The organism is Actinokineospora sp. (genome assembly GCF_052390155.1).
Classification (GTDB): domain Bacteria; phylum Actinomycetota; class Actinomycetes; order Mycobacteriales; family Pseudonocardiaceae; genus Actinokineospora.
On record NZ_JBQTHF010000053.1, the window covers coordinates 1 to 24,971 of the forward strand.

A 24,971-nucleotide genomic window follows, 5' to 3' on the forward strand; every position below is an offset into this window, starting at 1 on the left:
GGACACCTGAATGGCCGCCGCGGACACCTTTTGCCCCGTCCTGCCCCGGCTCGGCTGTTATGGCGCCGACGGGTGGGGGGTCGGCCCTCTGGCGGACCCCGCACCGGTTCGTCACTTCAGATCGCGCCGCCCGCGACCCGGGGCGCCGTCGGGTCGCCGCCGCTCTCGCCGACGGCCTCGCGCGCGAGGAAGTTCTCGATGTCGAACAGGTTCCCGTTGGCGCGCTTGACCACGGTGAGCAAGGTGGACATCTGCGCCACCTCCTCGACCTGCTCCTTGAGGAACCACTGCATGAACTGCTCGCCGGTGTAGTCGTCCTCGTCGCGAGCCGCCTTCGCCAGGGCGACCACGTCGTCGGTCACCGCACGTTCCTGCTGCAGCGCGTGAGTGATCAATTCGATCGTCCCGGCGAATTCGTTGCGCACCTCGTCGATCCCGGGAATGGCGACCGCGACGTCGTTGTCGAGCAGGTACCGCGTGATCATCATCGCGTGGTTCCGCTCTTCGAGCGACTGCCGGTAGAAGAGCTTCGCCAACTGCGGGAGGTCCTGACCGTCGAACCACACCGCGAGTGCCACGTACTGCTGGGACGCGGTGAACTCGTTGCGGATCTGGACCTGCAGGAGCTTGTGGAACTTGGAAGTCATAAGCCCGACAATACGCCTGCTGACGTCGCCGAGTGCCATCGGCGGAACCTTTCGCACCGTTTTCTGTCACGTTAGGCAAGGCTATGGAAAGGCGATTCAGGTAAGGCATTCCTAACCGCGAGACCGACTAATCCTGTGGTGTTCACCGTATTGGGCGAACCCCGGCGCGGGTCGACGGCGGCGCAGGGTGGGACCTGCCCGGCAGTCACCCAGCAGTGGTCGGCGGCGGGTCACCCGATTTCGTGACTGGCAGGGGCGGGGGTCTGGTGTAGAGTTGGTTTCAGCCGAGGCCGCTAGGCCGAGGAAGTGAGCCCGGGCAGGACTCGTCGGACGGCGAGAGCCCGGGTTTCGCGCTATCCAGGCGACGATGTGGTCACCTCGCACACGTTCTCCACGATCGGCTCGATTCGCCGCCGCCACTCGCCACCTGCCCCCCAGCACCACGCCACGACATCCGGTACCCACAGGGCAGGCTCCTCGTGCGAGCGCATGTGTTCGTAGGAGAACGGCGTGAGATCAGCCGAGTACGGCAGGCAGGAGCTGATCACCTGGCGGTCCGACCGGTCGAGCGCATGGCCCCGCGAGTCGAACACCAGCCTGCGCAGGTGCAGGGGCTCCAGTTCCAGCACCATCGCCCGCAGCGCCTTTCGCCGCACGGTTTCGGCTTTGCCTCGGCCAACGTAGATTCGGGCGCGAAGCTGCGCATCCACCACCGCCGCCGCGATGTCTTTCTGCACCGAGTCGCGCTCGTGCTTGAAGTGGATGCGCCGGGCGCCCGGCATCCTGAGTCGGCGCATCAGGGCGCGGACGTGCCGGAGCTGGTGGTTCTCCTGGATCAGGGCCGCGGCCACCAGGTAGGTGCTGTTGCGTCGGGATTCGTCGACGAAGACGTGCAGGTTCACGGGGTCAGCATCGGGGGTGGGACCGACGCAACCGCACGGTTTTCGGCGGTATTCGCCCGAAAGAGCGGTCCTAGGTCTTTCGACCTAGGACCTCACAACGGGTCCCGGGTCACCGGGCAGGACATGCAGCGGGGGCCGCCGCGGCCGGTGCCGAGTTCGGCGCCGCTGATGCGCAGGACCTCGATCCCCGCGTCCTCCAGGCGGGCGTTGGTTTCCACGTTGCGCTCGTAGGCGACGACCACGCCCGGGGCGACCGCCAAGGTGTTGTTGCCGTCGTCCCATTGCTCGCGTTCGGCGGTGACCGAGTCGAGGCCGGTGTCGATGACGCGCAGCCGGTCGATGCCCATCGCGGTGGCGGCGGCGTGCAGGAAGGGGGCCGGTCCCTCCACTTGGACGCCGTTCATTCCGTTGGGGCGCAACGTGTACGCGCGCAGCGTGTCCCGCACCGCCGGGTACATCACCACGGCGTCGCGGTCGACCATGGTGCACACGGTGTCCAGGTGCATGGTGGCGCGGTCCTGGGCGATCGGCACCGCGAGCACGGTGTGCGCCAGTCCGTCCGAGAATGCCGACCGCGCAAGGGATTCCGCGCCCGCGGGGGTGGTGCGCTCGCCGACGCCGATCGCGAGTACGCCCGGGGCCAGCAGCAGCACGTCGCCGCCTTCGACGGGGGCCGAGTGGGCGCCGTACGCGCGGCCCGCCGAACGGAAGCGCGGGTGGTAGGCGTAGATCAGGTCGAGCAGCGCGGTTTCCCTTGCGCGCGCGGGCATCGACAGCGACGCGATCGCCACCCGGTCGCCGATCCACACCGACGAGTCGCGGGTGAACAGCAGGTTGGGCAGCGGGTCGACCACGAAATCGTGCGGGTGGTGCATCTTGCGGACCAGCGACGCGCCATCGGCGGCGGGCAGTTCCTCGAACGTCATCCCCGCCATCAGCACGTCGGCCAGGCTCTTGGCGTCCACAGTGGACAGATAGCCCGCCAGCGCGTCGGCGAGTTCGTTGCCGAGCCTGCGGCGGTCGACGGCGGTCGTCGCGGCGGCGGCGTGGGCGCGCTCGTCGGCGAGGGCGACGACGAGCGCGTCGGAGAGCAGCAGCACCTCGACACCGCGGGAGCCGAGCACGTCGGCGAAGGCGTCGTGTTCGTCCTGGGCGCGGTCAACCCAGGGGATGCTGTCGAACAGCAGTTGGTCGTTGTTGCGCGGAGTGAGCCGCTTGAGCTCGTTGCCCGGCCGGTGTAGCAGTACCGTGCGAAGCGGTCCGACCTCACTGTCCACGCGCGGTGCGGGTGCGGGCAGCTCGGCGTCCGGGATCTGAGCGGTCACGTCGGCAGCGTAACCACTCGGTAAGGAAAACGCCGCCCGCGACCGGGCAGAATGGACGACAAAGCCAGGCATCGTGGGCTCTGAGGGCGATTCGTTAAACGAAAGGCGAGTTTGATGCGCAGGTTGTTGCGTAAGAAGGTTGTGCTACCGGTGGTTGCGGTTGCCTTGGTCCTCCTGGCCGGCGGATTGTGGGCGTTCCAGCCCTGGAGGCTCTTCACGCACAGCACTGTCGACGAGGCGATTCCCGCGGCCTTCGAGGTTCCCGTCGAGGCCACGACCACTGTCGAGACCACGACAGGCCCCCCGGCGGCGTCCGCGACCACGCCGCCGCCGGTCGCCGCGCCGCCGGTGACCACCACCAAGGCGCCCGCTCCCGCGTCTGCGATCGCCAAGGCCAAGCCCGCGGGCCCGACTGTGCTCGCCAGCGGCGCCTTCGTCACCCAGGAGCACAAGACCACCGGCACGGCCCGCGTCCTGGAGCAGAACGGCGAGCGCCTGCTGCGGCTGGAGGGATTGTCCACCTCCGACGGCCCCGACCTGCACGTCTGGCTCAGCGACGCCACCGCGGGCGGCGAGTGGGGCAAGTACGACGACGGCCGTTACGTCAAGCTCGGCAAGCTCAAGGCCACCGACGGCAACCAGAACTACGCCATCCCGGCCGACGCTGACCTCTCCGGCCTGCGCAGCGTGGTCATCTGGTGCGACCGGTTCAACGTCGCCTTCGGCTCCGCCCCGCTCGCGCTCTAACGCGGGATCTTCGGCGCCTTCCCGGCCAGCAGCGGGGCGAACAGGTCGCCGTGGTCCGCGACCCGGTCGAGCACGTCGTCGGCGGTGAACACCAGGTCGTCGGCCGACCGGCACGCGGCGACCTCGTCCCAGGTGAGCGGGGTCGACACGGTCGGCCGCGGCCGGGCGCGCAGGGAGTACGGCGCCACGGTCGTCTTGTTCGGGTTGTTCTGGCTCCAGTCGATGAACACCTTGCGGGGGCGCAGGTTCTTCGCCATCCGTGACACCACCAGCTTGGGGAGTTCCTTCTCCAGCCGCTCGGCCAGCGTCTTCGCGTAGTCCGACGTGCGGGTCTCCGAGCTGGTGGTGACCGCGGCGTAGAGCTGCATTCCCTTGGAGCCGCTGGTCTTCGCGACCGCGGTCAGACCGTCCTCGGCGAGCACCTCGCGCAGCCGCAGCGCCACCTCGCAGCACTCGACGATCGTCGCGGGCGCGCCGGGGTCGAGGTCGAACACGAGCCGGTCGGGGTGCTGTCTGCCGCCGCGCGGGCCGACTGTCCACTGTGGAATATGCAGCTCCAGCCCGGCGAGGTTCGCCGCCCACACCATCGACGCCAGGTCGCGCAGGATGGCGAAATCGAGGCTCTCCGCGCCGGTCGTGCTGCCCGGAGTGTCGATGGTGACCGTGCGCACCCAGTCCGGCGCGTGTCGGGAGGCGTTCTTCTCGAAGAACCCCATTTTGTCCACACCGTCGGGATAGCGGCGGAACGTGACCGGCCGGTCGACGAAGTGCGGCAGCAGGACCGGAGCGACCCGGCTGTAGTAGTTGATCACCTCGCCCTTGGTGAAGCCGTCGGCCGGGTACAGCACCTTGTCCAAATTGGACAGTCGAAGGCGTTGGCCGTCGACCTCCACCAGCACGTCACCCGCCATCGCCGTGCCACCCTTCGACATCCCGCGGACCCTTGTCCGGGCGCAGGCCGCGCCACGCGGGAGCGCGCAGCCGACCGTCGTTCGTCCAGTCGCGGAAGACGACCTCGCCGACCAGCGTCGGCCGCACCCAGTGCGCGCCGCGCGCCCGCTCGCGCGGCACCTCGTTGTGGAACGGCGTCGTCTTGCGCTCCAGCTTGCGCAGCTTCGTCATCAGCAGGTCCAGCATGTCGTCGGTGAACCCGGTGCCGACCTGGCCGACGTAGCGCAGCCCCGCCGCCGACGGGACGCCGATCATCAGCGACCCGAACACCTCACTGCGCCTGCCCTCGCCCGGACGCCAGCCGCCGATCACCACCTCGACCGTGCGCAGGTCGGGGATCTTGAGCCAGTCCGGCGAACGCCTGCCCGGGTGGTAGCGCGACCCGAGCCGCTTGGCGATGATGCCTTCGAGGGACTGCTCGCGCGCGGTCTCCAGCACCGCGGGCCCCTCGCCGGGATAGCTCGGCGAGGTGTTCCAGTGCGGCCCGCGCAACTCCAGCCGCTCCAGCAGGGCGCGCCGGTCGGTGTAGGGCAGCGTGAGGCACGACGCGCCTTCCAGGTGCAGCACGTCGAAGGCGACATAGGTGACCGGCACGTCGGCGACCAGCCTGCGCGCGAGGCGTTCGTCATTGACGTGCATCCGTTTCTGCAGCGCGGCGAACGACGGCTTGCCGTCGGCGAACGCGACGATCTCGCCGTCGAGCCACACCTGCGTACTGCCCAGCTCCTCGCCGAGCGCGCGCAGCTCCGGGTAGCCCGCGGTGATCTCGTTGCCACTGCGGGCGAACAGCCGCAGCCGACCACCCTCGACCCGGGCCAGCGCGCGCACACCGTCCCATTTGAACTCGTACGCCCACAGCTCGTCGTCCACTGTGGACGGAAGGGTGCCGAGGGTGGCGAGCATCGGCTCGAAGGTCGCGGGCAGCGGCACCCAGTCGGTGCGCTTCGGCGGCTCGGACCGGCGCACCATCCAGTTGCGGCCGGGCCTGCCGCCGGTGAAGAACGTGTACCGGCCCTGCACCCGCTCGCCGTCGAACACGACGGCCACCTCGCGGTCGCTCCATTTGATCGTCTCGTACCGGCCGCGGTCCCAGATGACCATTCGGCCGCCGCCGTACTCGCCCTTGGGGATGTCGCCCTCGAAGGTGGCGTACTCCATCGGGTGGTCTTCGGTGTGCACGGCCAGCCGGATGTCGCCCTGCTCGGTCGGCAGGCCCTTGGGTACCGCCCAGCTCACCAGCACGCCGCCGCGTTCGAGCCGCACGTCCCAGTGCAGGCTGCTGGCGTGGTGCTCCTGGATCACGAAGGTGTCGTCGTTGCCGCGGGGGAGGGCGTCGTCGGCCGGTACCGGCTCCGGGGTGCGCCCGGCGTTCCGCTTCCTGCGGTACTCGCCGAGTCCTGCCATGCCCCCATTGGTACCGGTGGCTGCCGGAACATGCCATACCAGCTAGTGAAACGCCGTTATACAACAGGGCGCTAGGGCAGCCAGGACACCTTGCCACGCAACAGGGTGTAGCCGACGAAGGCGACGAAGTCGAGCAGGGTGTGCGCCAGGACCAGCGGCCACAGGCGGCCGGTGCGCTGCCACACGCGGCCGAACACCAGGCCCATCACCACGTTGCCGACGAACCCGCCGAAGCCCTGGTAGAGGTGGTACGACCCGCGCACCACCGCCGCCACGACCAGCGACGAGTTCTCCCGGAACCCCAGGTGGCGCAGTCTGCTGATCAGGTACCCGACGACGAGCACCTCCTCGGCCCACGCGTTGCCCGCCGCGAGCAGCGTCAGCACCACCGGGCGCCACCAGGTGTCGTCCAAAGTGGACGGTGCGACGGCGAGGTTGTAGCCGAGCGCGTGGCTCACCAGGTAGAAACCCAGCCCGGGTACGCCGATCAACGCCGCGAGCCCGACCCCGGCCAGCGCGTCGGCGCGCTTGCGTCCGCCGTCGAGCCCGACCGCGGCGAACCGGATGCCCGCGCGGTAGAGCAGGTAGAGGCCGAGCGCGCCCCACGCGGTCAGCCGGACCACGCCGAGCACCTGCTTGAGCAGGTCGACTACGTCGAGGTCCGCCTGCGGGACGTTGATCGCCACCGACTGCTCGTTCAGCGCGACAGGCGCCAGCAGCGCGTCCACCAGGGACAGCAGGCTGCTCAGCCCGGACAGGCCCAGCGTGACGGCGAAGACGATGACCAGTTCGACCCACACCAGCCGCCGCTCGCGCGGGTCGGTGATCAGGTCGTCGCCGGGTCGCTCGGGGGCGAACCAGGCACGCAGGGTGGGCACGGACGCCGAAGCTACCCGCTGTGCTGAGCGGCCAGGAACGGGCAGCCCACCAGCCTGCGCAGCTCGGCGCTCAGTTCCTTGGCCGTGCCGACCGGGCGGGCGAAGGCGAGCCGGATGTCGTGGTCGGCGTCGGTGGCCTCCACGCGCAGCCGCAGACCGAACCGGTCGAGGCCGAGCGGGCGCACGTGCCCGCCGCGCAGGTGCTCCGGCAGGTGCCGGGCGAGCGCGCCGACCACGTCGGTGTGCGAGACCTCCAGGTGGCGCAGCCAGCCCGCCTCCTGCGCGGCGAACGGGTCGGGCTCGGCGGCGGCGAACTCCTCGGCCTGCACCGGGTGGGTGCCGTCGGCGTCGGCCAGGACCAGCGCGACGGGTACCAGGCGCAGCAGCGCCGCGCCGTGGCCGAGGTCGAGCAGTCGCGGGTCGGGCCTGCTGTCGGCGACGACCAGTGCCAGGTCGCGGGACGCCTGCTCGTCGAGCGCGCGCAGCCAGCCGGTGATCCACAGCAGCCCGCGGATCGGCTCGCGCAGCGGGACAGGCGCCGGGTCGGCCAGTTCGACCATGGTGGCCAGTTCGCCGCGGTGCGCCTGCCACGCCGCCGTGACCAGCGCGTGGTCGGCGGGCAGCAGGATACTGACGGTGGCGTCGGGGTGGACGTGGTGCAGCAGCGGCACGACGCGCTCGGCGGCCATCGGCTCGTCGCCGGTCAGTGCCAGCGTGGCCCGCCCGCCGAGCGTCGCGATGGTGCGAGCACGCTCGGCCGGGTGCGGCGCGGGCGGGCGCGGCGCTCTGGTCACGGCTCTACCTCCTGTGGTTAGGTCACCCTAACTTGGATCGGTGCGCCGAGGGAAGTCGGCGGCCCGGAGTTCCCACGAACTGGTTACGCTGCCGATCCGGCGAGACGGATCGGGAGAGGCCATGAGCGAGCTTGCGAGCGGCATTGCCGAGCCTGCGAGGGGATGGCATGAGTAAGGTCGACCGGCATTCCCAGCGTGAGGCACCCGCGGTGGAACCGCCAACGAACCGCCCCGCGATCGAGGACCAGCCGACCGCCCGCGCGCTGCGTTCGCTGCGAATCCCGCTGTTCGTCCTGCCGTTCGCCGCGCTGCTGTTCGGCGTCCCCGCGATCGTGCTCGACATCGGCTGGATCGTCATCGCCCTGCTGACGATCGCCGCGCTGGCCTTCGTGATCGCCACCATGCTGACGATCGCGATCAGCGGCTTCTGGATCGGCCCAGCCACCCGCCTGCTGCGCGCGCACCCCTGGCGGCCCGCCACGGTCAAAGTCTTCCGACCCACCCGGGGCTTCCCGCGGGCGAAGCTGGTCGTCCGCGAGGCCGACGGCGAGCCGCTCAACCTGCTGGCGCCCGCGCTGCCGTGGCCCGTCCAGCAGCTCTTCGCCCGCACCGGCAAGCTCTGGCTGGTCGGGCCGGACGCCAAGGGCTGGGTCGCGCTGCGCTCGGCAGGCCTCGCCCTGCCGCTCGGCCAGGCCAGGGTGACCAAGGAGGACGTCGCGTCGGGCTACGAGATCGACGTCGAGCAGCCCGCCCCGGTGCGCATCCCGCTCGCCGCGAACGACGCCGTGCTGTCGCGGATCATCGCCGCGCCCCGCAGGCGCTCCCGCACGGAACTGATCGCGCCGAGTCTGCTGCTGGTGTTCGCGATCGTCGTCGTGGTCGACCTGGTCCGCCGCGGCATCCGGGCGGACCAGGTCGACCTGGCCGTGTTCGTCGGCCTGGCGACCCTGGGCATCGCCGCGCTGCTGGGGTGGCGGGTCCGCAAGGTGCGCTACTGGGCGAAGGTGGACCGGCTGCTGGGCGCCGGGCCGTGGACGTCGGTGCCGGTCGACCTGCCCGAGCCGGACGACGTCCGCCGGGCGACGGTCACCGCGCGGGCGACGCTGCCGGGTGGGCAGGCGGTGTCGGTCACGCTGCCCCGGGCGAGCCACGCGCTGCTGGCGAACGTGGCGGGGACCGGTCAGCTCTGGGTGGCGGGCGTACCGCGGGCAGGCGGGGAGGCGGTGGCCGGGCTGCCGGGCTACCCGTTCCTCAACCTGGCCAAGTTCGGCCCCTGAGGTTGGGCGCTCGGGTCAGGTGACGGTGCGGCGGGTGGTTTCCTCGGTCTCCACCACGCCGCGCCGGATGCCTTCCAACTGGTCGGTCAGGTCGGTCACCAGGTCGCTGTTCGCGCCGGGTAGGGCGTCGGCGGTGGTGGTGAGTTCGACCACGCGGACGACGAGGCCCTCCAAGCCGAGGGCGCCGGATTCGAGCTGGGCCAGCAGTTTGTCGCGGGCGCCGGTGAGTCTGCGGTGGACGTCGCGCTGGGCGCGGACCGATTCCAGCGACCGGTCGATCTCCTCGTGCAGGTCTGGGTCGGCGTCCGTGCGGTTGGTACGCAACCTGCGCTCGTCCGCGGCGAGGACCCCCGGGTCGACCCGGGCGAGCGCGCGGCCGGTCATGGTGGCGCGGCCCGCGAGGCGGTGCAGGGTGCCGACCGTCTCGTCCACCGCCTCGCGCATGCCCGCGATCTGGTCGGCCAGCGGGCCGCGCGCGAACGAGCCCGCGACGGCGTCGAAGTCGGCCTCGGCGGCGGTGGCCCGGCCGAGCCAGCGGGCCTCCTGGGTGCCCGGGTCGACCTCGATCGGCGCTGGTCCGGCCGCGGGCTCCTGGTTGCGACGCTGCCAGCCCGCGATGCCCGCCCGGGCGAGCAGCACCGCCGCGCCCACCCCCGCGGCGGCCACGCCGGGCAGGTGGATCGCCCAGGCGACGCCTGCCGAGCTGGCCGCCAGCAGCAGGCCCCACGGATCTGCCAGTTCCTTCGCGTATCCCATGGCCGTCTCTTCAGAAGTTCGAGATCACCGCGGTGAACACCTGGTCGATGGTGCCCGGCTCGGACGAATCGTAGGCCGTGGCCTGTGTGGCCTCGGCTATGCGCTTCAGCACGTCGAGGTCCGCCTCGCCGCCGTAGGCGATGGTGAACACCCGCACGGTCTCGCCGGTTCCCTCCACCTGCAATCGGCCGATCAGGTTGTCCAAGGCGATTCCGTTCGGGTTCTCGTTTCGGCCGTCGGTCAGCACGACGACCGCGTTGATCGCGGCCGGGTCGAGGTTGGCCTTGAGGAAGTCGTAGGCGGCGAGGGTGCTGTCGTAGAGGCCCGTGCCCGCGGTCGGCACCAGGCCGTCGAGCCTGCCGCGCAACTGGTCGCGGTTCTGCGCGACCAGGCCGATCGGCACCAGCTCGCGGTAGTCCTTAGCGCCGTCGAGCTGGGTGGAGAACATCCACAGCCCCACCTTGTCGGTGTCGGCGAACTGCCCGAGTGAGCTGATCGCGGCCCGTTTGGCCAGGTCGAGGCGGGTCTGCCCGGTGCCCTCGACGGGGTTGCTCATCGAGCCGGAGACGTCCACGACGAGCAGGACGTTGGCGGACTTGCGCAACTGGGCCCACGACGCCAGCAGCTTGTCGAGCACCGGCGGCGACGGCGGGGTGAGCGGGCTCAGCGCGATGTCCGGCAGCACGCCGTTGTCCCGGGTGACCTGGCCGCCCGCCTTGCCGTCGAACGAGCGGAACCCCTGGTCGGCGAAGCGCTGCTGCTGCTCGGCGCCGCGCAGGTAGCCGAGGAAGTCCACGGCGGCCTGCTTCCGCACGTCGTCGGCCCACGCCAGCACAGTGAACGGGTGGTCGGACACCAGCGTGCCGTCGCTCGGGTAGATCGCGGCGAGCGGCACCTTCGGCTTGGCGTGCTGGCCCGCGGTGGCCGGGTTGCCGGTCGGGTTGCCCTGGTTGTAGGCGACCAGCGAGTTCTCCTCGACCGCGACGGCCGAGATGTAGGACAGGGCGGCGCCCCGGTCGTCGGCGCGCTGCAGGTTCGACAGGAACGTCAGCGTCGTGTCGCCGTAGTGCACGATCGACTGCTCGACGCCGCGGACGAACGCCTGCACGTCCGGCCGGGCGAGCACGGCCTCGGTCAGGTCGGACGAGGTGCCCGTGGCCGCGAAGTACGCGCCGATGGTGGCGTTGAGCCCGGAGGTCGACAGGTTCGGGTTGGTCTTGCCGAGCCGGAACGCGCCCCACTCGGGGTGCCCGTACTTCGCCCAGCCCTGCGGGTCGGTGGCCAGGCCCGCGAGGTCGCGCCAGCCGAGGCTCTTGTCCGGCCAGCCCAGCGCCTCGGCCATCGGCCGCGGCATCGCGATCACCAGGGGCGCGGTGACGATGGACTCGGGTGTGTCCGCGGTGAGCACGCCGGAGCGGTCGGTGCTCGCGAGCCGCTGCCGCAGCAGCGTGACCCAGCCGGACGCGGCTGGCGTCCACACGTCGGGTCGAGGTCCGTCGACCGTCTCGTCCCAGCCCTTGGCCAGGGCCTGCATCGCCGCGCCGGAACTCTTCGACTCGACCAGCACGTCCACGCAGCGCCCGGCCACCGTGCGCCCGCTGTAGTCGCGGGCCAACTGCTCGACCAGGCCGACCTTCTCCGGCGACGACGCCACCCGCACCTGCACCGAGTCGCCGCCGCACTTGGTCTGCTCGCCCGCCTCGTCGTCGTCGGAGGACGACGTGATCGCGCGCAGGCCGACGATCAGCCCGACAGCGACAGCGGCGGCCACGACGAAAGAGATGATCTTCCGTCGCTTCGCGCGGCTGTCCGGTGCGATGGTCATCTGGCCTCCCCGTTAGACCGTCATTATGCGGGCGGCGAGGGTCGGTGATCAGAAGTTGTGCACAACTGTTGGATCCCGGTCCGTCCGCGTGCCGGAACCCGGGGTGCCACCCATAATGGCCCGCGTGACTGGTTCGGGGACCAAAGTGACGAGCAGTTGGTCGTATCTCGGATACGTGGCATTCATGTGGCTGGTGCTGCCCACGGGCTGGCCGACTCTCCTGACGATCATCGTCGCGTTCAGCGTGGCCGATACAGCCGACAGCGAGGAGTGGCTCGCTGTCGCGATACCCGCGGTCCTCGCGGCAGCGCTGTGGTGGCTGGGATGGCGCTTCATGGGACGGTCGTGCACCCGGTTGCCGGACGGCCTGCTGGTGCGCGGGTTTCGCCGGAGCTATCGAGTGCCCTGGACCGACGTGGTCGACGTCAGTTCGACCGAGTTCGAGTCGGTCGGTCGCTCGTTCTCCTTCAGCCAGGTCCGGGTGACGTTCCGCCGTCCGGGAGACGGCCGCGTGATCACCGTGAAGGTCGCCTCCAGCTACCGCTCGGGCAGCGTGGGCCGGGACACCGTGCAGAGCTGGCTGCCCGGGTGGCACCCGCAGCACCGACGACTGCCCGAACCGGCACCGTGGCTGCCGGGCGGGGTCGGTCTCGCCCGGCTCCCGGTGCTGACCAGCCTTCGTCCGCCGGGGTACCTGGTGGCGATCTACCTGGCGCTGATCGCGGGATTCGCCGTGGCGTGCGTGGTCGGAGCAGTGGCGTGTCTGCGGTACGACGGCACGGCCTGGGCGGTAGTGGCGACCGTGCTGCTGCTGCTCGCCGTGGCGGCGCTGTGGCCCGCGGCCCGCGCGTTCCGGGCCAGGGTGGAACTCACCGCTGCCGGGCTCGTCAACCACGGCTACTTCCACACCGTCGCCTTCGCCGCCGTCGGGATCGAGGGATTCGTGCTGGTGCCCAGCGGTGCGGGTGGGGCCGTCCGGGTCGTGCTCGCGGGCCGCGGCTCCCGACAGCTCGCGGTCGGGGCCGGGTTCGGCGGGCATCCCGAACAGACCCTGCGCGAGCTTGAGCGCTGGCACGCCGCGGTGGCGTGAGACCTCAGTCCCAGTCCGGTCCCCGCTTGCTCCACGACCACGCGTAGCGCGGGTCCTCGCACGCGCTCGCGGCCTCGCCGAGGTCGAGCGGGCGGAAGGTGTCGACCATGACGGCGGTCTCGTCGAAGTAGTCCGCGCCGATGGACGCCTCGGCCGCGCCCGGCTGCGGGCCGTGGGTGAACCCGGACGGGTGCAGCGACAGCGAGCCGATGTCGATGCCGGAGCCCTTGCGGGCCTCGTAGTTGCCGCCGACGTAGAACATCAGCTCGTCGGAGTCGACGTTGGCGTGGTTGTAGGGCACCGGGATCGACAGCGGGTGGTAGTCGACCTTGCGCGGCACGAACGAGCAGACCACGAAGTTCGGGCCCTCGAAGGTCTGGTGGACCGGCGGCGGCTGGTGCACCCGGCCGGTGATCGGCTCGAAGTCGCGGATGTTGACCACCCACGGGTACAGGCAGCCGTCCCAGCCGACCACGTCGAACGGGTGGTTGGCGTAGGTGAACCGGGTGAGCCCCGCGCGGTGGCGGACCAGCACCTCGACGTCCTCGCCCTCGACCAGCAGCGGCTCGCTCGGGCCGTGCAGGTCGCGCTCGCAGTACGGCGCGTGCTCCAGGAACTGGCCCTTGGTCGACAGGTACCGCCGGGGCGGGCCGATGTGGCCGCTCGCCTCGACGATGTAGAGCCGCAGCTCGCCGTCGGGCACCACGCGGTAGGTGGTGGAGGTCGGGATGACCAGATAGTCCCCGTCCTCGACGCGCAGCGCGCCGTAGACGGTCTCCACGGTGCCGGTGCCGCCCTGGACGTAGAACAGCTCGTCGCCGACCGCGTTGCGGTAGAGCGGGCTGGGTTCGGTGGCCACCGCGAAGCCGATCACCACGTCGGCGTTGCCGAGCAGCGTCCGGCGCCCGGTGACGGCGTTCACCTCACTGGGTGAGGACCACTTGAGGTCCTGGCTGCGGAAGTGCCGCGGCTTGAGCGGGTGGTTGGGCACCAGCGGGCCGCGGAAGTCGGCGACGACCTCGGCGTTCACAATCGCGGTGGGCAGATGGCGGTGGTAGAGCAGGGCGGAGTCGGACGAGAAACCCTCGACGCCCATGAGCTCTTCGGCGTAGAGCTTGCCCTCCGCAGAGCGGAACTGGGTGTGCCTCTTCGGGGGAATCTCCCCGACTCTGCGGTAGTACGCCATTGCTCCTCCCGGTGTCCGTATACCGGACATCTTTGTTCATTAGCCGGTACGCTACTAGCGTGTCAGCCGTGTCAAGCGCCGTTCCTCTCCCGCCGCCCGGTCCTCGCGGCATTCCGCCCCTGTTCGCGCGGTTTGTCGACGACGCCGCCCTGTTCCCCCCGGGGAACGCCCCCATGTCCGCCGCGGTGCGCTCGCACCTCGACGGACGTGACGGCGATCACGCGGGCTTCATGGGTGTATTCCTGTGCCAGGCTTCCCGCCTGCCCGAGCTGATCACGGAGTTGGTGAAGGCGAAACCGGCCAAACCGGTCGCCCTCTCGCTGCTGATCGACACCGGGCTGGGCGGCGTGCCGAAGGCACTGTCGATCGTGGAGTCGCGAGCCGAGCTGCTCGCGCTGCGCATGGTCGAGATGCCCGCCCCGGCCGACGTCGACGACGTCTGGCTGGAGCGAGTCAACGAGTTCGTGCCGGAAGACGTCATCCGCGTCGTCGAGCCGCGCCGGGGCGGCCCGGAGTGGCTGGAGGGCATCCGCCGCGTGGTCGAGCACGGGAGCTGGCCGAAGATCCGCTGCGGCGGGCTCAGCCGCGAGGCGTTCCCGAGCGTGGACGAGGTCGCCGACTTCCTGGCGGTGATCAGCGCGGGCGAGGCGTCGTTCAAGGCGACCGCAGGCCTGCACAACGCCATCCGGCACACCGATGAGGCGACCGGGTTCACCCACCACGGCTTCCTCAACCTGCTGGTGGCCACGTCGCGGCTGTTGTCCGGCGGCGATGTGCGCGGCGCGCTGTCGGCCACCGATGGCGCCGCGCTGGCCAAGGAGGCGGGCGACCTGACCGACCAGGCCGCGCACGCGGTCCGCGCGGTGTTCGGCTCGTACGGCTCGTGCTCGCTGGCCGAGCCGATCGCCGACCTCGAAGGACTGGGGCTGCTGTGACGTCCTGGATCGACGATCCGGCTTTCGCGGCCGACAGACCGTTCGGCCCCCAGACGCTCCCGTACGGCGTCGTGGAGGGCCGGGACGGGCCGGTCGTGGCGGTGCGGGTGGGCGACCACGCACTGCCGCTTCGGCCGATCGCCGGAGCGTTCGGTGAGCTGGCGGAGCTGGTGTCGGCCGACTCGCTCGATCCGCTGCTCGCCGCCGGGCGGCCGGTGTGGTCGGCGCTGCGCGCGCGGCTGCGCGAGCTGGTGACGGCGACGGCGCCGCCCGACGGCGCGGTGCTGCTGGCCGACGCGCGCAACCTGCTGCCGTTCACCGTCGGCGACTACGTCGACTTCTACTCCTCGCGCGACCACGCCGAGAACGTCGGCCGCATGTTCCGCCCCGACAGCGACCCACTGCTGCCGAACTGGACGCACCTGCCCGTCGGCTACCACGGCCGCGCGGGCACCGTGGTGGTCTCGGGCACCGACATCGTCCGCCCGCACGGGCAGCGCAAGGGCGACGACGGCCCGGTGTTCGGCCCGAGCGGGCGGCTGGATGTCGAGGCGGAGATCGGCTTCGTCTGCGGCGGCCCGGTGGCCCGGCGGGTGTCCACCTCCGCCGCGCCGGACCACATCTTCGGCGTCGCCGTGGTCAACGACTGGTCGGCCCGCGACATCCAGGCGTGGGAGTACGTGCCGCTCGGCCCGTTCCTCGGCAAGTCGTTCGGCACGTCGATCGGCGCCTGGATCACCCCGCTCGACGCCTTCGCCGCTGCCCGCGTTCCGGTGCCCGACCCGGGCCACCCGCGGCTCGACTACCTGGTGGAGGACCAGTCCTGGGGCCTCGACATCCGCCTGGTCGTCGAGTGGAATGGCACCGTGGTGTCCCGGCCCGACTTCGCGGGCATGGCGTACTCGTGCGCCCAGCAGCTCGCGCACCTGACGGTCAACGGCGCCACCGTGCGCCCCGGCGACCTGTTCGCCTCCGGCACGGTGTCCGGCCCCGAGCGCCACCAGCGGGGGTCGTTCCTGGAGCTGTGCTGGGGCGGCACGGAGCCGATCACCCTGGACGACGGCAGCGAGCGCACCTTCCTGGCCGACGGCGACACGGTCGTGATCACCGCGACCGCGCCGGGGCCGGACGGCTCGGTCGTCGGGCTGTCCGAGGTCCGGGGGACGATCGTGGCGGCGGAGGACTGACGTGCCGGGCATCCGGTCGACGGGTCCGGTCCCGCAGGGGAGCCCGGCGGGCAAGGAGAGTTCGCTGACCCTCGACCGCGGCCTGGCGCTGTTGCAGGCCGTGGCCGACTCCGACACGGAAGCCCCCACCATCAGCGACCTGGCCGTGGCGATCGGGGCCAGCCGGGCCGCGGTCTACCGGCTGCTCGTGCCGTTGCAGGCGCGTGGCCTGGTGCGCCGGGAGGGCTCGAAGGTCCGGCTTGGGCTGGGGCTGCTCCAGCTCGCCGCGAAGGTGGCGCCGCAGCTCAGGATCGCCGCCCTGCCGTCGCTGCGCGAGCTGGCCGAGGCGGTCGGCGCCACGGCCCATCTCACGGTCGCCGACGGCGACGAGGCGCAGGCGGTCGCCGTGGTCGAGCCGTCGTGGACGGCCTATCACGTCGCCTACCGCGTGGGCACCCGGCACGCGCTGCACAAAGGCGCGGCGGGCAAGGCGATCGGCCTGCGCGCCGACGACCCGGCCTGGATCGGCACGACGGGCGAGCTGCAGCCGGGGGCGTACGGGATCGCGGCGCCCGTGCGCGGGGTGTCCGGTCTGCGGGCGAGCGTCGGGGTGGTCACCTTCGAGCCCCTCGACGGCGACGTGGTGGGCCCCCAGGTGCTGCTCGCCGCCGCTGCCATCGCCGAAGCCCTGCGCTGACCTCAGGCGATCGCCTGCACGCCCGCGAACACGGCGAATGCCGCGAACACCAGCCCGGCCACCCGCTGGATCAGGTGCGCCCTGATGCGCTCGGCCAGCCGCTTGCCCACCAGTACCGCGATTCCCGCGACGGACACCAGCGCGAGCCACGCTCCCAGACCGACCAACACGGGTTCGGCGTACCGCGCGCTCAGACCGGCCGTCGCGATCTGGGAGGCGTCGCCCCATTCGGCGGCGAACAGCACGCCGAACGAGGTCAGCGCGGCCCGCGGGAACGACACGGGTCCGGTGCCCGTGCCCTGGTCCACAGTGTCCGCGACCTGCTTCGAGAAGCCCTCGCGCAGCAACAGAAAGGCGCCTGAGGCGAACAGCAGGGCGACCACGGCCGCCACCGCCTGCTCCGGCAGCAGGGTCAGCACCCCGCCGAACGCGGCGGCGATCACCACCTGCAGCGCGAACGCGGCGCTCACCCCGACGAACACGGGCCACGCGCGGTACCGCGTGGTCAGGATCAGGGTGGCCACCAGGGTCTTGTCCGGCAGCTCGACGACGAACACCAGCGCGAAGGCGCTGGCGAACGCGATCAGAGCAGTTCCCACGACAGTCCTCTCCGTCCGGCCCGGACGGAGAACGGCGCCCGCCCAGCGATCCTAACTCTCGGGCGACGGCGGGCCTGACGTGTGCCTGATCACGGGACCTACGTCCCGTCCGCGCGGCGCGCCGCTGGCGATGGAGGGTCTGGTCGCGTTCTTCGTCGAGTCCACTTTCCTCGGTCTGTGGATCTTCGGGTCGAGCACCCGGGCCGTGGTCGTCGACCAGCGGGACGCGGATCATGGCTCAGAGCTTACGAAGTCGGACGCGGCTGATCCGGTGGTCGGCGCCCTTGCGTAGCACCAGGGTGGCGCGCGGCCGGGTGGGCAGGATGTTGTTGATCAGGTTGGGCTCGTTGGTGCGCTTCCACAGCCGCGCGGCCTCCTCCTGCGCCGCCAGGTCCGTCAGCGACGCGTAGTGGTGGAAGTGCGAGGCCGGGTCGGCGAACGCCGTGCCGCGCAACGCCAGGAACCGGTCGATGTACCAGCGTTCGATGTCGTCCGGGTGCGCGTCGACGTAGATGGAGAAGTCGAACAGGTCGGACACGGCGAGCCGGGGGCCGGGCTGGAGCACGTTCAGGCCCTCCACGATGAGGATGTCCGGTCGTCGGACTACCTGTTCCTCGCCGGGCACGATGTCGTAGGCCAGGTGGGAGTAGACCGGCGCGCGCACTTCCTCCGCGCCCGACTTCACCTCCGAGACGAACCGCAGCAGCGCCCGGCGGTCGTAGCTCTCCGGGAAGCCCTTACGGCTCATCAACCCGCGCTTGACCAGCTCGGCCTTGGGGAACAGGAACCCGTCGGTGGTGATCAGGTCCACGTGCGGGTGGTCGGGCCAGCGGGCGAGCAGGGTGCGCAGCAGCCGCGCGGTGGTCGACTTGCCGACCGCGACGCTGCCCGCGATGCCGATGACGAACGGCACCTTGCCCGCCTCGTGGGTGTCCTCGCCGAGGAACGCTGTCGTGGACTCGTAGAGCCGCTGGCGGGCGGCGACCTGCAGCGAGATCAGCCGCGACATCGGCAGGTAGACGTCGATGACCTCTTCGAGGTCCACCGGGTCGCGCAGGCCGCGAAGCTGGACCAGCTCGTCGAGGGTGAGCGGCAGCGGCGTCGACTTGCGCAGCTCGCGCCACTGCTCGCGGCGGAGTTCGACGTACGGGCTCAGCTCGCGCACCCGTGCCATGTCCCACTCCTCGCGACGTGTGTGGACGTATGGCGTCAACGTAGGTGTTCGGGCGGTGTTTTCGCTGTGACCGATTACACCGTTCGAGGGACAGTTCGTGTGGCGCACATGACGTCCGGGTGAACTCTGATCGCGCGACGGGCCGCGTGACCAGCGCGAACGGCTCACCGGGCGGGAAAGACCTCGTCCCACGCGGCGGCGAGTTGGCGGGCACAGACTTCCGGCGGGACCTGGCCGACCCCCGTGCCCAGGCCGGGCATCGCGATCGTGCGGACCACCGCGCGCACCGGGACGCCGTTGTCGAGCACGCCGTCGCGCCACAGCCGGAACACCGCCCGCGCCGCCAGGAAGGGGTGCACCGTGTCGGGCGCCAGCGCCTGCGACGGCTCCCGCATTGTCGGGGCACTGATGAGCCACGCGGGGCGGGCCGCGTCGGTGGGGACGATCAGCGCCTCGCCGACCGGCAGTTCGCCGCCGTGGTAGGCGAGCACCGCGCTGCGCACGTGCTGCTCGACGGCCGGGAACGTCTGCGCGTAGACGGCGTCGATCCCGCCGCGCATCCACCCGTAGGAGTTCGCGGGGGACACCACTGCCTGCGCGGGGACGTCCAGCAGCGAACCGCGGTGCACCCGGATGTCCGGCCTGCCCTGCGCCGCGGCGTCCCACGCGGCGGCGAGCGGCTCGCTCACCGCGCACAGGACAAGGTCCAGCGCGCCGGACAGCGGACGGGGGCCCGTCACCGTCTCGGTCTCCGAATCGGCGGTCACGAGCCCAGCATGGCATTGCGGTGACGCACGCGGTAACCGCCATTTGGTAACTGGCAACACAACCAGCGGTGCTGTCGCGGGCGCCGACGGCGGTGTCGGGGGTCGTGCGTAGGGTGGGCCGGTGCCGAGAATCGCCTACTTCGGACCGCAGGGCACCTTCACCGAGCAGGCCGCTCGCGCGTTCGACGAGCGGGCCGCGCTGATCCCGCTGTCCACCATCCCCGAGGTCGTGGCCGCTGTCCGGTCCGGCGCGGCCGACCTGGCGTGCGTCCCGGTGGAGAACTCCGTCGAGGGCGCGGTGTCGGCCACCATGGACGCGCTGGCCGTCGACGAGCCGCTGGTCGCCATCGCCGAGTGCGTGCTGCCGATCCGGTTCTCGCTGCTGGTCCGGCCCGGGATCGCGGCCGCCGACGTCGGCGTCGTCGCCAGCCACCCGCACGCGCTGGCCCAGGTGCGGGGGTGGCTCGACGCGCATCTGCCCGGCGCCACCCGGGTCGCCGCCACGTCCACCGCCGCCGCGGCTGTCGGGGTGGCGGACGGCGCGTTCGACGCCGCCGTGACCGCGCCCGTCGCCGCGACCCACTACCCGCTGACCGTGCTGGCCGCCGACATCGCCGACGAGTCCGACGCGGTCACCCGGTTCCTCCTGCTCAGCAGGCCGGGTGAGCTGCCCGCGCCGACCGGCGCCGACCGGACCTCGATCATCACCGTCGTCTCGCACCGGCCCGGCGAGCTGGCCGCGATGCTCACCGAGTTCGCGCTGCGCGGGGTCAGCCTCTCGCGCATCGAGTCGCGCCCGCTGCGCGCCCGGTTCGGCGAATACCGGTTCTACCTGGACTTCGACGGCCACATCGCCGAGCGCCGCATCGGCGACGCGCTGGCCGCGCTGCACCGGCGCAGCCAGCAGGTCCGCTTCCTCGGCTCCTACCCCAAGGCCGACTGCGTGCAGTCGCCCGCGCCGCCCGCCAACCTCGACGCCGACTACGACTCGTCCGCGGCGTGGCTCGCGGGACTGCGCCGGGGGGAGTGGGTGTGACCGGCCTGCGCCTGATGCTGGTGCGCCACGGCGAGACACCGTCGAACGTCCGACACCTCCTCGACTCGAAACCGCCCGGCCCGCCGCTCACCGAACTGGGCCGCAGGCAGGCCGAGGCGCTGGCCGAGCGGCTGGCCGACGAGCCGGTCGCCGCCGTCTACGCGAGCACGGCTGTCCGCGCGCAGGAGACCGCGGACCCGGTGGCCAAGGCGCACGGACTGACCGTCGAGGTGCTCGACGGCGTGCACGAGGTGCAGGTCGGCGAGCTTGAGGGCCGCTCGGACGCCGAGGCGCTCGGCACGTTCGGCGGGGTTTTCATCCGGTGGACCCGGGGCGACCTCGCGGCGGCGATGCCCGGCGGCGAGACCGGTGAGCAGATCGTGGAGCGCTTCTTCGCCGCGGTGTCCGCGATCCGCGCGGCGCACTCGACCGGGCTCGTCGTGCTGGTGACCCACGGTGGTGTGATCCGGCTGATCGCGGAGATGCTGGCCGACAACGTCGGCGCCCAGCTCGCCAGCGCGGGTCTGATCCCCAACACCGGACACGTGCTGCTGCAGGCCCGCGACACCGACTGGCACTGTGTCGAGTGGACTGGCGTCGAACTGTAGGGCGGGTAAATCCGTCGGAACTGTCGGTGGCCCGGTCTACCCTCGCCACGAAAGAGCTTTCCGCCACTTGCAAACGCCATGGAGGCCCCCATGCCCCCGTCCGCGTCTCAGGTCGCTGTGCGCGCGGAGGCGCTGGTGAAGACCTTCGGGTCCACCCGCGCCCTGGACGGCGTCGACCTGGAGATCCCCGCGGGCACCGTGCTAGGTCTGCTCGGCCCCAACGGGGCCGGGAAAACCACCACGGTGCGCATCCTGACCACACTGCTGCGCCCCGATTCCGGGCGCGCGTTCGTCGCCGGTCACGATGTTGTCGCCGATCCCCAAGCCGTGCGCCGCAGCATCGGCCTGTCCGGGCAGTACGCCGCGGTGGACGAGTACCTCACCGGCTACGAGAACCTCTACATGGTCGGCAGGCTCTACGGGTTGAGCCGCTCGGCCGCGGGTTCCCGGTCCCGGGAGCTGCTGTCCCGGTTCCGGCTGCAGGAGGCCGCCGACCGGACCGCCAAGACCTATTCCGGCGGCATGCGCCGCAGGCTCGACCTCGCCGGGGCGCTGGTCGCGGAGCCCGCCGTGGTCGTGCTCGACGAGCCGACCACGGGCCTGGACCCGCGCGGCAGGCTCGAAACCTGGGACGTGATCGGCGAACTGGTGGCGGACGGCGCCACCGTGCTGCTCACGACGCAGTATCTGGAGGAGGCCGACCACTTGGCCGACACGATCCTGGTGATGGATCGCGGCAAAGTCATCGCGAGCGGCACCGCCGACCAGCTCAAGGCCACCGTCGGCGGCGAGCGGCTGGAGATCGTGGTGGCCGAGGTCGCCGAGTTGGCCATGACCAGCCAGGTGTTGGCGGCGGTCGGCTGCGACGAACCCACCGTGGACGACCACGCGCGCCGCGTCTCGGTCACCGTCGACACGGGCCCGAAGGCGCTGGTGGAGGCGCTGCGCAGGCTCGATCAGGAGAGTGTCGGGGTCCTCGACGTCGCGCTGCACCGGTCGACGCTTGACGACGTGTTCCTGTCGCTGACCGGCCACGCGGTCGAGGACGAGCCCGCGGCCGAGCCCGCGGGCAAGCGCAAGGGCAAGAAGGGGGCTTCCCGATGAGTGTGGTCAGCGCGAACGTGCGCGACAGCGGCGTCGTCACCTGGCGCAACCTGATGAACGTGCGCCGCCAGCCCGACCTGCTGCTCGGCGCCACCCTGCAGCCGATCATGTTCGTGCTGCTGTTCGCGTTCGTCTTCGGTGGCAGCATCGGTCAGGACCCGGACGCCTACCGGGAGTTCCTGATGGGCGGCATCTTCGCCCAGACGGTCGCGTTCAACTCCGCGTACACGACCATCGGCATGGCCGCCGACCTGGAAAAGGGCGTGATCGACCGGTTCCGGTCGCTGCCCATGTCCCGGGCCGCGGTGCTGCTGGGGCGCACCACGTCCGACCTGGTGGTCAGCGCGCTGGGCCTGCTGGTCATGTCGGTCTGCGGCCTGCTGGTGGGCTGGCGCATCCGCGGCAGCCTGTTCGACGCGCTGCTGGCCTACGGGATGCTGCTGCTGTTCTCGTTCGCGATGTCGTGGATCGGCGCGTGGATCGGCCTGCTGTCGGGCAACGTCCAGGTCGCGCAGAGCGCGGGGTTCATCTGGATGTTCCCGGTCACGTTCATCTCGTCGGCCTTCGTGTCGGCGTCGAGCATGCCCGGCCCGCTCAAGGTGTTCGCCGAGTGGAACCCGGTCACCGCGGTCGCCGACGCGGCCCGGGACCTGTTCGGCAACCCCCGCCCGGGCATCCTCGGCCGCTCGGACACCTGGCCGTCCCAGCACGCGACGTTCTACGCGATCGTCTCGTGCCTGGCCATCCTGGCGATCTTCATGCCGATCGCGGTCGCCAAGTACCGCAAGGTGGCAGCGAAGTAGGCCCCACCCGGTCGTTGGTGGCGGCGTGGACGACGACTGAGTCGGGCGGGTCGGAAGGCAGATCGACAGCCTTCCGTCCCGCCCGTGTCGTGCAACGGGGGCGCCACGTGGGTCAGGCGGTCGCGGCCTCGTCCTCGGGCACCCGCACGGGCGCGTCCTCCGGCGAGTCCGCCGCGTCGATGTGCCGCGCCAGCGCCACCCACACGAAGCAGGCCAGCAGCACCTGCAGTGCCCCCGAGATCGCGAACACGGCCCGCGTCCCGAGCCCCGCCGCCAGCAGCCCGCCGATCAGGGCGCCGATCGGGATCGCGCCCCACACCGCGGTCCGCCACACGCCGAGCACTCGGCCGAACAGGTGCTCGGGCACCATCGTGTGCCGCAGCGCGCCCAGGATCACGTTCACCACCACGACCGCCGCCGCGAACAGGCCGAACAGCAGGCTCGCGAAGATCGGCTCGGTGACCACGGCCATCCCGGCGAAGCCCGCGCCACACGCGACTACGGCCAAGGTCAGCACCGCGCGCCGGGAGAGCACCCGGGTGAGCCGGGGTGCCACGAACGCGCCCAACAGCCCGCCCCCGCCGCCGACCAGCGCGAACACGCCGAACGCCGCCGCGCTCAGGCCGAGGTCCTGCAGCGCGTAGAGCACCAGCAGCGCCTGGGCGAACTCGCTGACCAACGCCATCGCGGCGGCGAACACCACCAGCCGCACCATGAGCTGCCTGCCGCGCAGCCACGCCAGCCCCTCGCCGAGTTGGTGCCGCAGTCGCGGCGCCGGACCGGTGGTCTGCGGGCGGAAGCGCCCGTGCAGGGCGACCAGCAGCACGGCCGCGATCGCGAACCCGGCCGAGTTCAGCAGGAACGGCATGGCCGCGAACAGGGCGAACGTGACACCGCCGAGCGGGCCGCCGAGGAACGTCTGCCCGATGATCTCCACCGACTGCAGCTTGCCGTTGGCCGACTCCAACTCGGCGCGGTCGACCACGGCCGGGACAAGCGCTTGCGCCGCGCTGTCGGCCACTGTCTCCACGATCCCGAGCAGCAGCGCGGTGGCGTAGAGCAACCAGATCGAGACCGCGTCGACCAGCACGAGCACCCCGAGGCCGCCGACGATGGCCGCGCGTGTCAGGTTGGCGAGCAGCATCGCCCGGCGCCGGTCGACCCGGTCGATCAGGGCGCCGCTGAGCAGGGCGAACAGCAGCCACGGCAGGAACGCTGTCGCCGAGAGCCCGGCGATCAGGATCGGGTCACGGGTCAGACTGGCCGCGAGCAGCGGAAACGCCACCTTGCCGATGCCGTCGCCCAGGTTGGACAACGCGCTCGACCCGAGCAGCCAGCTCAGTCGGCGGTCCGCGCTCACGTGCTCACCGCTGTCGGCACGAGCGATAATCGCGCCGACCCAGCACCCACCATGGTCGCGACGCTACTGTCCGCTCTCGCCGGGCCAGTACCTCCGAATGGGCGGGAGTCTTCCCACCCGGGGCGTGCTCCCTGGGAATCAGCTGCCCGACATGCGCTCGGTTGGATCCTGCCCCATTGTGGAGGTATGAGGTGGGCAAGCAACCCTCGGGCCGTTTCGTCCGTCCTTCCAGTGGACCATCCAGCCGTTCGGGGCATGTCTGGAGGCAGGGTCACCATGCACCATCACACGACCAGGCGATTCGCCGCGAGCGGGGTGCTGCTGCTCGCCGCGCTCGCGGGGTGCGGCGGCACCGCCGAGCCCGCCGCCGCGCCGCCGATTCCGTCCTTCACCCCGTCGGAGGTCGCCGCCGCACCGCCGTCGACCACCGTCGAGCAGGCGGCGCCGCCGCCGTCGAGTGCGGCCGGGGGCCAGGTGCCCGCACCGGCGCCCGTCGAGGCGTCGCCGTCCACCGACTGCAAGGCGGCCGAGTTGACCCTGGCGGCGAAGGACGGCGACGCCGCGGCAGGCACTGTCTACCGCTCGGTCGTCTTCACCAACAAGGGCTCCCGCACGTGCACCATCCATGGCTTCCCTGGCGTCTCTTACGTCACCGGGGAAGACGGTCAGCAGGTCGGCCCAGCGGCCTACCGGGTCGGCACCAAGGGCGCGCCGATCAACCTGGCGCCCGGGGACAGTGCCGCTGCCGACATCGGCTTCGTGAACGTGCGCAACTACGACGCCGCGGTGTGCAAGCCGACCGAAGTGCGCGGGCTGCGCGTCTACCCGCCGCACGACACGGCGTCGATGTTCCTGCCGCTGCCCGGCCTGGGCTGCGCCGGATCGCCCCCGGGCAACCAGCTCACCGTGAAGACCGTCCGCTAGTGCGGTGGTCGCCGCA

Annotated in this window: 25 protein-coding genes and 1 pseudogene; 12 read left to right on the forward strand and 14 right to left on the reverse strand. The window is 71.4% G+C overall.

What is annotated here, in order from left to right; all coding sequences use genetic code 11:
• Nucleotides 1-116: 116 nt before the first annotated feature.
• The 3 genes from ACT4N7_RS18175 to ACT4N7_RS18185 form a co-directional block, all read right to left on the reverse strand.
• Entirely contained in the window at nucleotides 117-647 is a 531-nt protein-coding gene (locus tag ACT4N7_RS18175) for a ferritin (RefSeq protein WP_444829954.1), read from the reverse strand.
• A gap of 353 nt (nucleotides 648-1,000) precedes the next feature.
• The gene (locus tag ACT4N7_RS18180; RefSeq protein ID WP_444829955.1) at nucleotides 1,001-1,549 is read right to left on the reverse strand and encodes a hypothetical protein; all 549 of its coding nucleotides are present in this window, start codon (nucleotides 1,547-1,549) and stop codon (nucleotides 1,001-1,003) included.
• Nucleotides 1,550-1,641: 92 nt separating this feature from the next.
• Nucleotides 1,642-2,826 carry an arginine deiminase gene (locus tag ACT4N7_RS18185; RefSeq protein WP_444830006.1) on the reverse strand — a complete coding sequence of 395 codons (1,185 nt, stop codon included), beginning with the start codon at nucleotides 2,824-2,826 and terminating at the stop codon, nucleotides 1,642-1,644.
• Between the two features lie 198 nt (nucleotides 2,827-3,024).
• On the opposite strand from ACT4N7_RS18185, the gene ACT4N7_RS18190 reads away from it, so the two are divergent.
• On the forward strand, nucleotides 3,025-3,621 hold the full coding sequence (locus ACT4N7_RS18190; RefSeq protein WP_444829956.1) for a DM13 domain-containing protein: 597 nt from the start codon (nucleotides 3,025-3,027) through the stop codon (nucleotides 3,619-3,621).
• Here the strand turns inward: ACT4N7_RS18190 and ligD (ACT4N7_RS18195) are convergent.
• From ligD (ACT4N7_RS18195) to ACT4N7_RS18210, 4 genes are all read right to left on the reverse strand, one after another.
• A complete protein-coding gene (gene ligD, locus ACT4N7_RS18195) occupies nucleotides 3,618-4,553 on the reverse strand; it encodes a non-homologous end-joining DNA ligase (protein ID WP_444829957.1) in 936 nt (311 codons plus the stop codon). The genes ACT4N7_RS18190 and ligD (ACT4N7_RS18195) overlap by 4 nt on opposite strands.
• Entirely contained in the window at nucleotides 4,522-5,976 is a 1,455-nt protein-coding gene (gene ligD, locus ACT4N7_RS18200) for a non-homologous end-joining DNA ligase (RefSeq protein WP_444829958.1), read from the reverse strand. Before ligD (ACT4N7_RS18200) ends, ligD (ACT4N7_RS18195) begins: the two co-directional genes overlap by 32 nt.
• A 71-nt stretch (nucleotides 5,977-6,047) precedes the next feature.
• Nucleotides 6,048-6,854, reverse strand: coding sequence for a CPBP family intramembrane glutamic endopeptidase (locus ACT4N7_RS18205; RefSeq protein WP_444829959.1), 807 nt, complete (start codon nucleotides 6,852-6,854; stop codon nucleotides 6,048-6,050).
• An 11-nt stretch (nucleotides 6,855-6,865) separates the two neighbouring features.
• The gene (locus ACT4N7_RS18210; RefSeq protein WP_444829960.1) at nucleotides 6,866-7,648 is read right to left on the reverse strand and encodes a DUF2470 domain-containing protein; all 783 of its coding nucleotides are present in this window, start codon (nucleotides 7,646-7,648) and stop codon (nucleotides 6,866-6,868) included.
• 167 nt (nucleotides 7,649-7,815) lie between these two features.
• On the opposite strand from ACT4N7_RS18210, the gene ACT4N7_RS18215 reads away from it, so the two are divergent.
• Complete coding sequence (locus tag ACT4N7_RS18215) at nucleotides 7,816-8,925, forward strand: hypothetical protein (protein ID WP_444829961.1); 1,110 nt, start codon at nucleotides 7,816-7,818, stop codon at nucleotides 8,923-8,925.
• 15 nt (nucleotides 8,926-8,940) lie between these two features.
• Here the strand turns inward: ACT4N7_RS18215 and ACT4N7_RS18220 are convergent, their stop codons facing one another.
• The gene (locus ACT4N7_RS18220; protein ID WP_444829962.1) at nucleotides 8,941-9,681 is read right to left on the reverse strand and encodes a hypothetical protein; all 741 of its coding nucleotides are present in this window, start codon (nucleotides 9,679-9,681) and stop codon (nucleotides 8,941-8,943) included.
• Nucleotides 9,682-9,691: 10 nt separating this feature from the next.
• Nucleotides 9,692-11,506, reverse strand: a complete 1,815-nt coding sequence (locus tag ACT4N7_RS18225; protein ID WP_444829963.1) for a substrate-binding and VWA domain-containing protein — start codon at nucleotides 11,504-11,506, stop codon at nucleotides 9,692-9,694.
• A 175-nt stretch (nucleotides 11,507-11,681) separates the two neighbouring features.
• Between ACT4N7_RS18225 and ACT4N7_RS18230 the strand changes: the two genes are divergently transcribed.
• Complete coding sequence (locus tag ACT4N7_RS18230) at nucleotides 11,682-12,596, forward strand: hypothetical protein (protein WP_444829964.1); 915 nt, start codon at nucleotides 11,682-11,684, stop codon at nucleotides 12,594-12,596.
• Nucleotides 12,597-12,600: 4 nt separating this feature from the next.
• Here the strand turns inward: ACT4N7_RS18230 and ACT4N7_RS18235 are convergent, their stop codons facing one another.
• The gene (locus ACT4N7_RS18235; RefSeq protein WP_444829965.1) at nucleotides 12,601-13,782 is read right to left on the reverse strand and encodes a homogentisate 1,2-dioxygenase; all 1,182 of its coding nucleotides are present in this window, start codon (nucleotides 13,780-13,782) and stop codon (nucleotides 12,601-12,603) included.
• Between the two features lie 68 nt (nucleotides 13,783-13,850).
• On the opposite strand from ACT4N7_RS18235, the gene ACT4N7_RS18240 reads away from it, so the two are divergent.
• From ACT4N7_RS18240 to ACT4N7_RS18250, 3 genes are read left to right on the forward strand one after another with little or no spacing between them, the layout of a single operon-like run.
• The gene (locus tag ACT4N7_RS18240) at nucleotides 13,851-14,717 is read left to right on the forward strand and encodes a hypothetical protein (RefSeq protein WP_444830007.1); all 867 of its coding nucleotides are present in this window, start codon (nucleotides 13,851-13,853) and stop codon (nucleotides 14,715-14,717) included.
• Nucleotides 14,714-15,904 (forward strand): fumarylacetoacetase, encoded by a 1,191-nt coding sequence (gene fahA / locus ACT4N7_RS18245; RefSeq protein WP_444829966.1) that lies wholly within the window; start codon nucleotides 14,714-14,716, stop codon nucleotides 15,902-15,904. The genes ACT4N7_RS18240 and fahA overlap by 4 nt, the downstream gene beginning before the upstream one ends.
• 1 nt (nucleotide 15,905) lies before the next feature.
• A complete protein-coding gene (locus tag ACT4N7_RS18250; RefSeq protein ID WP_444829967.1) occupies nucleotides 15,906-16,580 on the forward strand; it encodes a helix-turn-helix domain-containing protein in 675 nt (224 codons plus the stop codon).
• A gap of 2 nt (nucleotides 16,581-16,582) precedes the next feature.
• Here the strand turns inward: ACT4N7_RS18250 and ACT4N7_RS18255 are convergent, their stop codons facing one another.
• Nucleotides 16,583-17,167, reverse strand: coding sequence for a TMEM165/GDT1 family protein (locus tag ACT4N7_RS18255; RefSeq protein ID WP_444830008.1), 585 nt, complete (start codon nucleotides 17,165-17,167; stop codon nucleotides 16,583-16,585).
• A 127-nt stretch (nucleotides 17,168-17,294) separates the two neighbouring features.
• Here ACT4N7_RS18255 and ACT4N7_RS18260 point away from each other — a divergent pair.
• Nucleotides 17,295-17,369 (forward strand): annotated as a pseudogene (locus tag ACT4N7_RS18260) (cytochrome ubiquinol oxidase subunit I); the annotation flags it as partial.
• A 48-nt stretch (nucleotides 17,370-17,417) separates the two neighbouring features.
• On the opposite strand, the gene coaA reads toward ACT4N7_RS18260, so the two are convergent.
• Nucleotides 17,418-18,353: a type I pantothenate kinase gene (gene coaA / locus ACT4N7_RS18265; RefSeq protein WP_444829968.1), complete on the reverse strand. Its 936-nt coding sequence runs from the start codon at nucleotides 18,351-18,353 to the stop codon at nucleotides 17,418-17,420.
• A gap of 164 nt (nucleotides 18,354-18,517) precedes the next feature.
• Nucleotides 18,518-19,120, reverse strand: coding sequence for a macro domain-containing protein (locus tag ACT4N7_RS18270; protein ID WP_444829969.1), 603 nt, complete (start codon nucleotides 19,118-19,120; stop codon nucleotides 18,518-18,520).
• 121 nt (nucleotides 19,121-19,241) lie between these two features.
• On the opposite strand from ACT4N7_RS18270, the gene pheA reads away from it, so the two are divergent.
• The 4 genes from pheA to ACT4N7_RS18290 all read left to right on the forward strand — a co-directional run bounded on the left by pheA (nucleotide 19,242) and on the right by ACT4N7_RS18290 (nucleotide 22,671).
• Nucleotides 19,242-20,156, forward strand: a complete 915-nt coding sequence (gene pheA, locus ACT4N7_RS18275) for a prephenate dehydratase (protein ID WP_444829970.1) — start codon at nucleotides 19,242-19,244, stop codon at nucleotides 20,154-20,156.
• 5 nt (nucleotides 20,157-20,161) lie between these two features.
• Nucleotides 20,162-20,764, forward strand: a complete 603-nt coding sequence (locus tag ACT4N7_RS18280; RefSeq protein ID WP_444830009.1) for a histidine phosphatase family protein — start codon at nucleotides 20,162-20,164, stop codon at nucleotides 20,762-20,764.
• 90 nt (nucleotides 20,765-20,854) lie between these two features.
• Complete coding sequence (locus ACT4N7_RS18285) at nucleotides 20,855-21,868, forward strand: ATP-binding cassette domain-containing protein (protein WP_444829971.1); 1,014 nt, start codon at nucleotides 20,855-20,857, stop codon at nucleotides 21,866-21,868.
• On the forward strand, nucleotides 21,865-22,671 hold the full coding sequence (locus ACT4N7_RS18290; RefSeq protein ID WP_444829972.1) for an ABC transporter permease: 807 nt from the start codon (nucleotides 21,865-21,867) through the stop codon (nucleotides 22,669-22,671). The genes ACT4N7_RS18285 and ACT4N7_RS18290 overlap by 4 nt, the downstream gene beginning before the upstream one ends.
• Before the next feature lie 112 nt (nucleotides 22,672-22,783).
• On the opposite strand, the gene ACT4N7_RS18295 is transcribed toward ACT4N7_RS18290, so the two are convergent.
• Nucleotides 22,784-24,031 (reverse strand): MFS transporter, encoded by a 1,248-nt coding sequence (locus tag ACT4N7_RS18295; protein ID WP_444829973.1) that lies wholly within the window; start codon nucleotides 24,029-24,031, stop codon nucleotides 22,784-22,786.
• A gap of 276 nt (nucleotides 24,032-24,307) precedes the next feature.
• Here ACT4N7_RS18295 and ACT4N7_RS18300 point away from each other — a divergent pair, with 276 nt between their 5' ends.
• A complete protein-coding gene (locus ACT4N7_RS18300; protein ID WP_444829974.1) occupies nucleotides 24,308-24,955 on the forward strand; it encodes a DUF4232 domain-containing protein in 648 nt (215 codons plus the stop codon).
• Nucleotides 24,956-24,971: the final 16 nt, after the last annotated feature.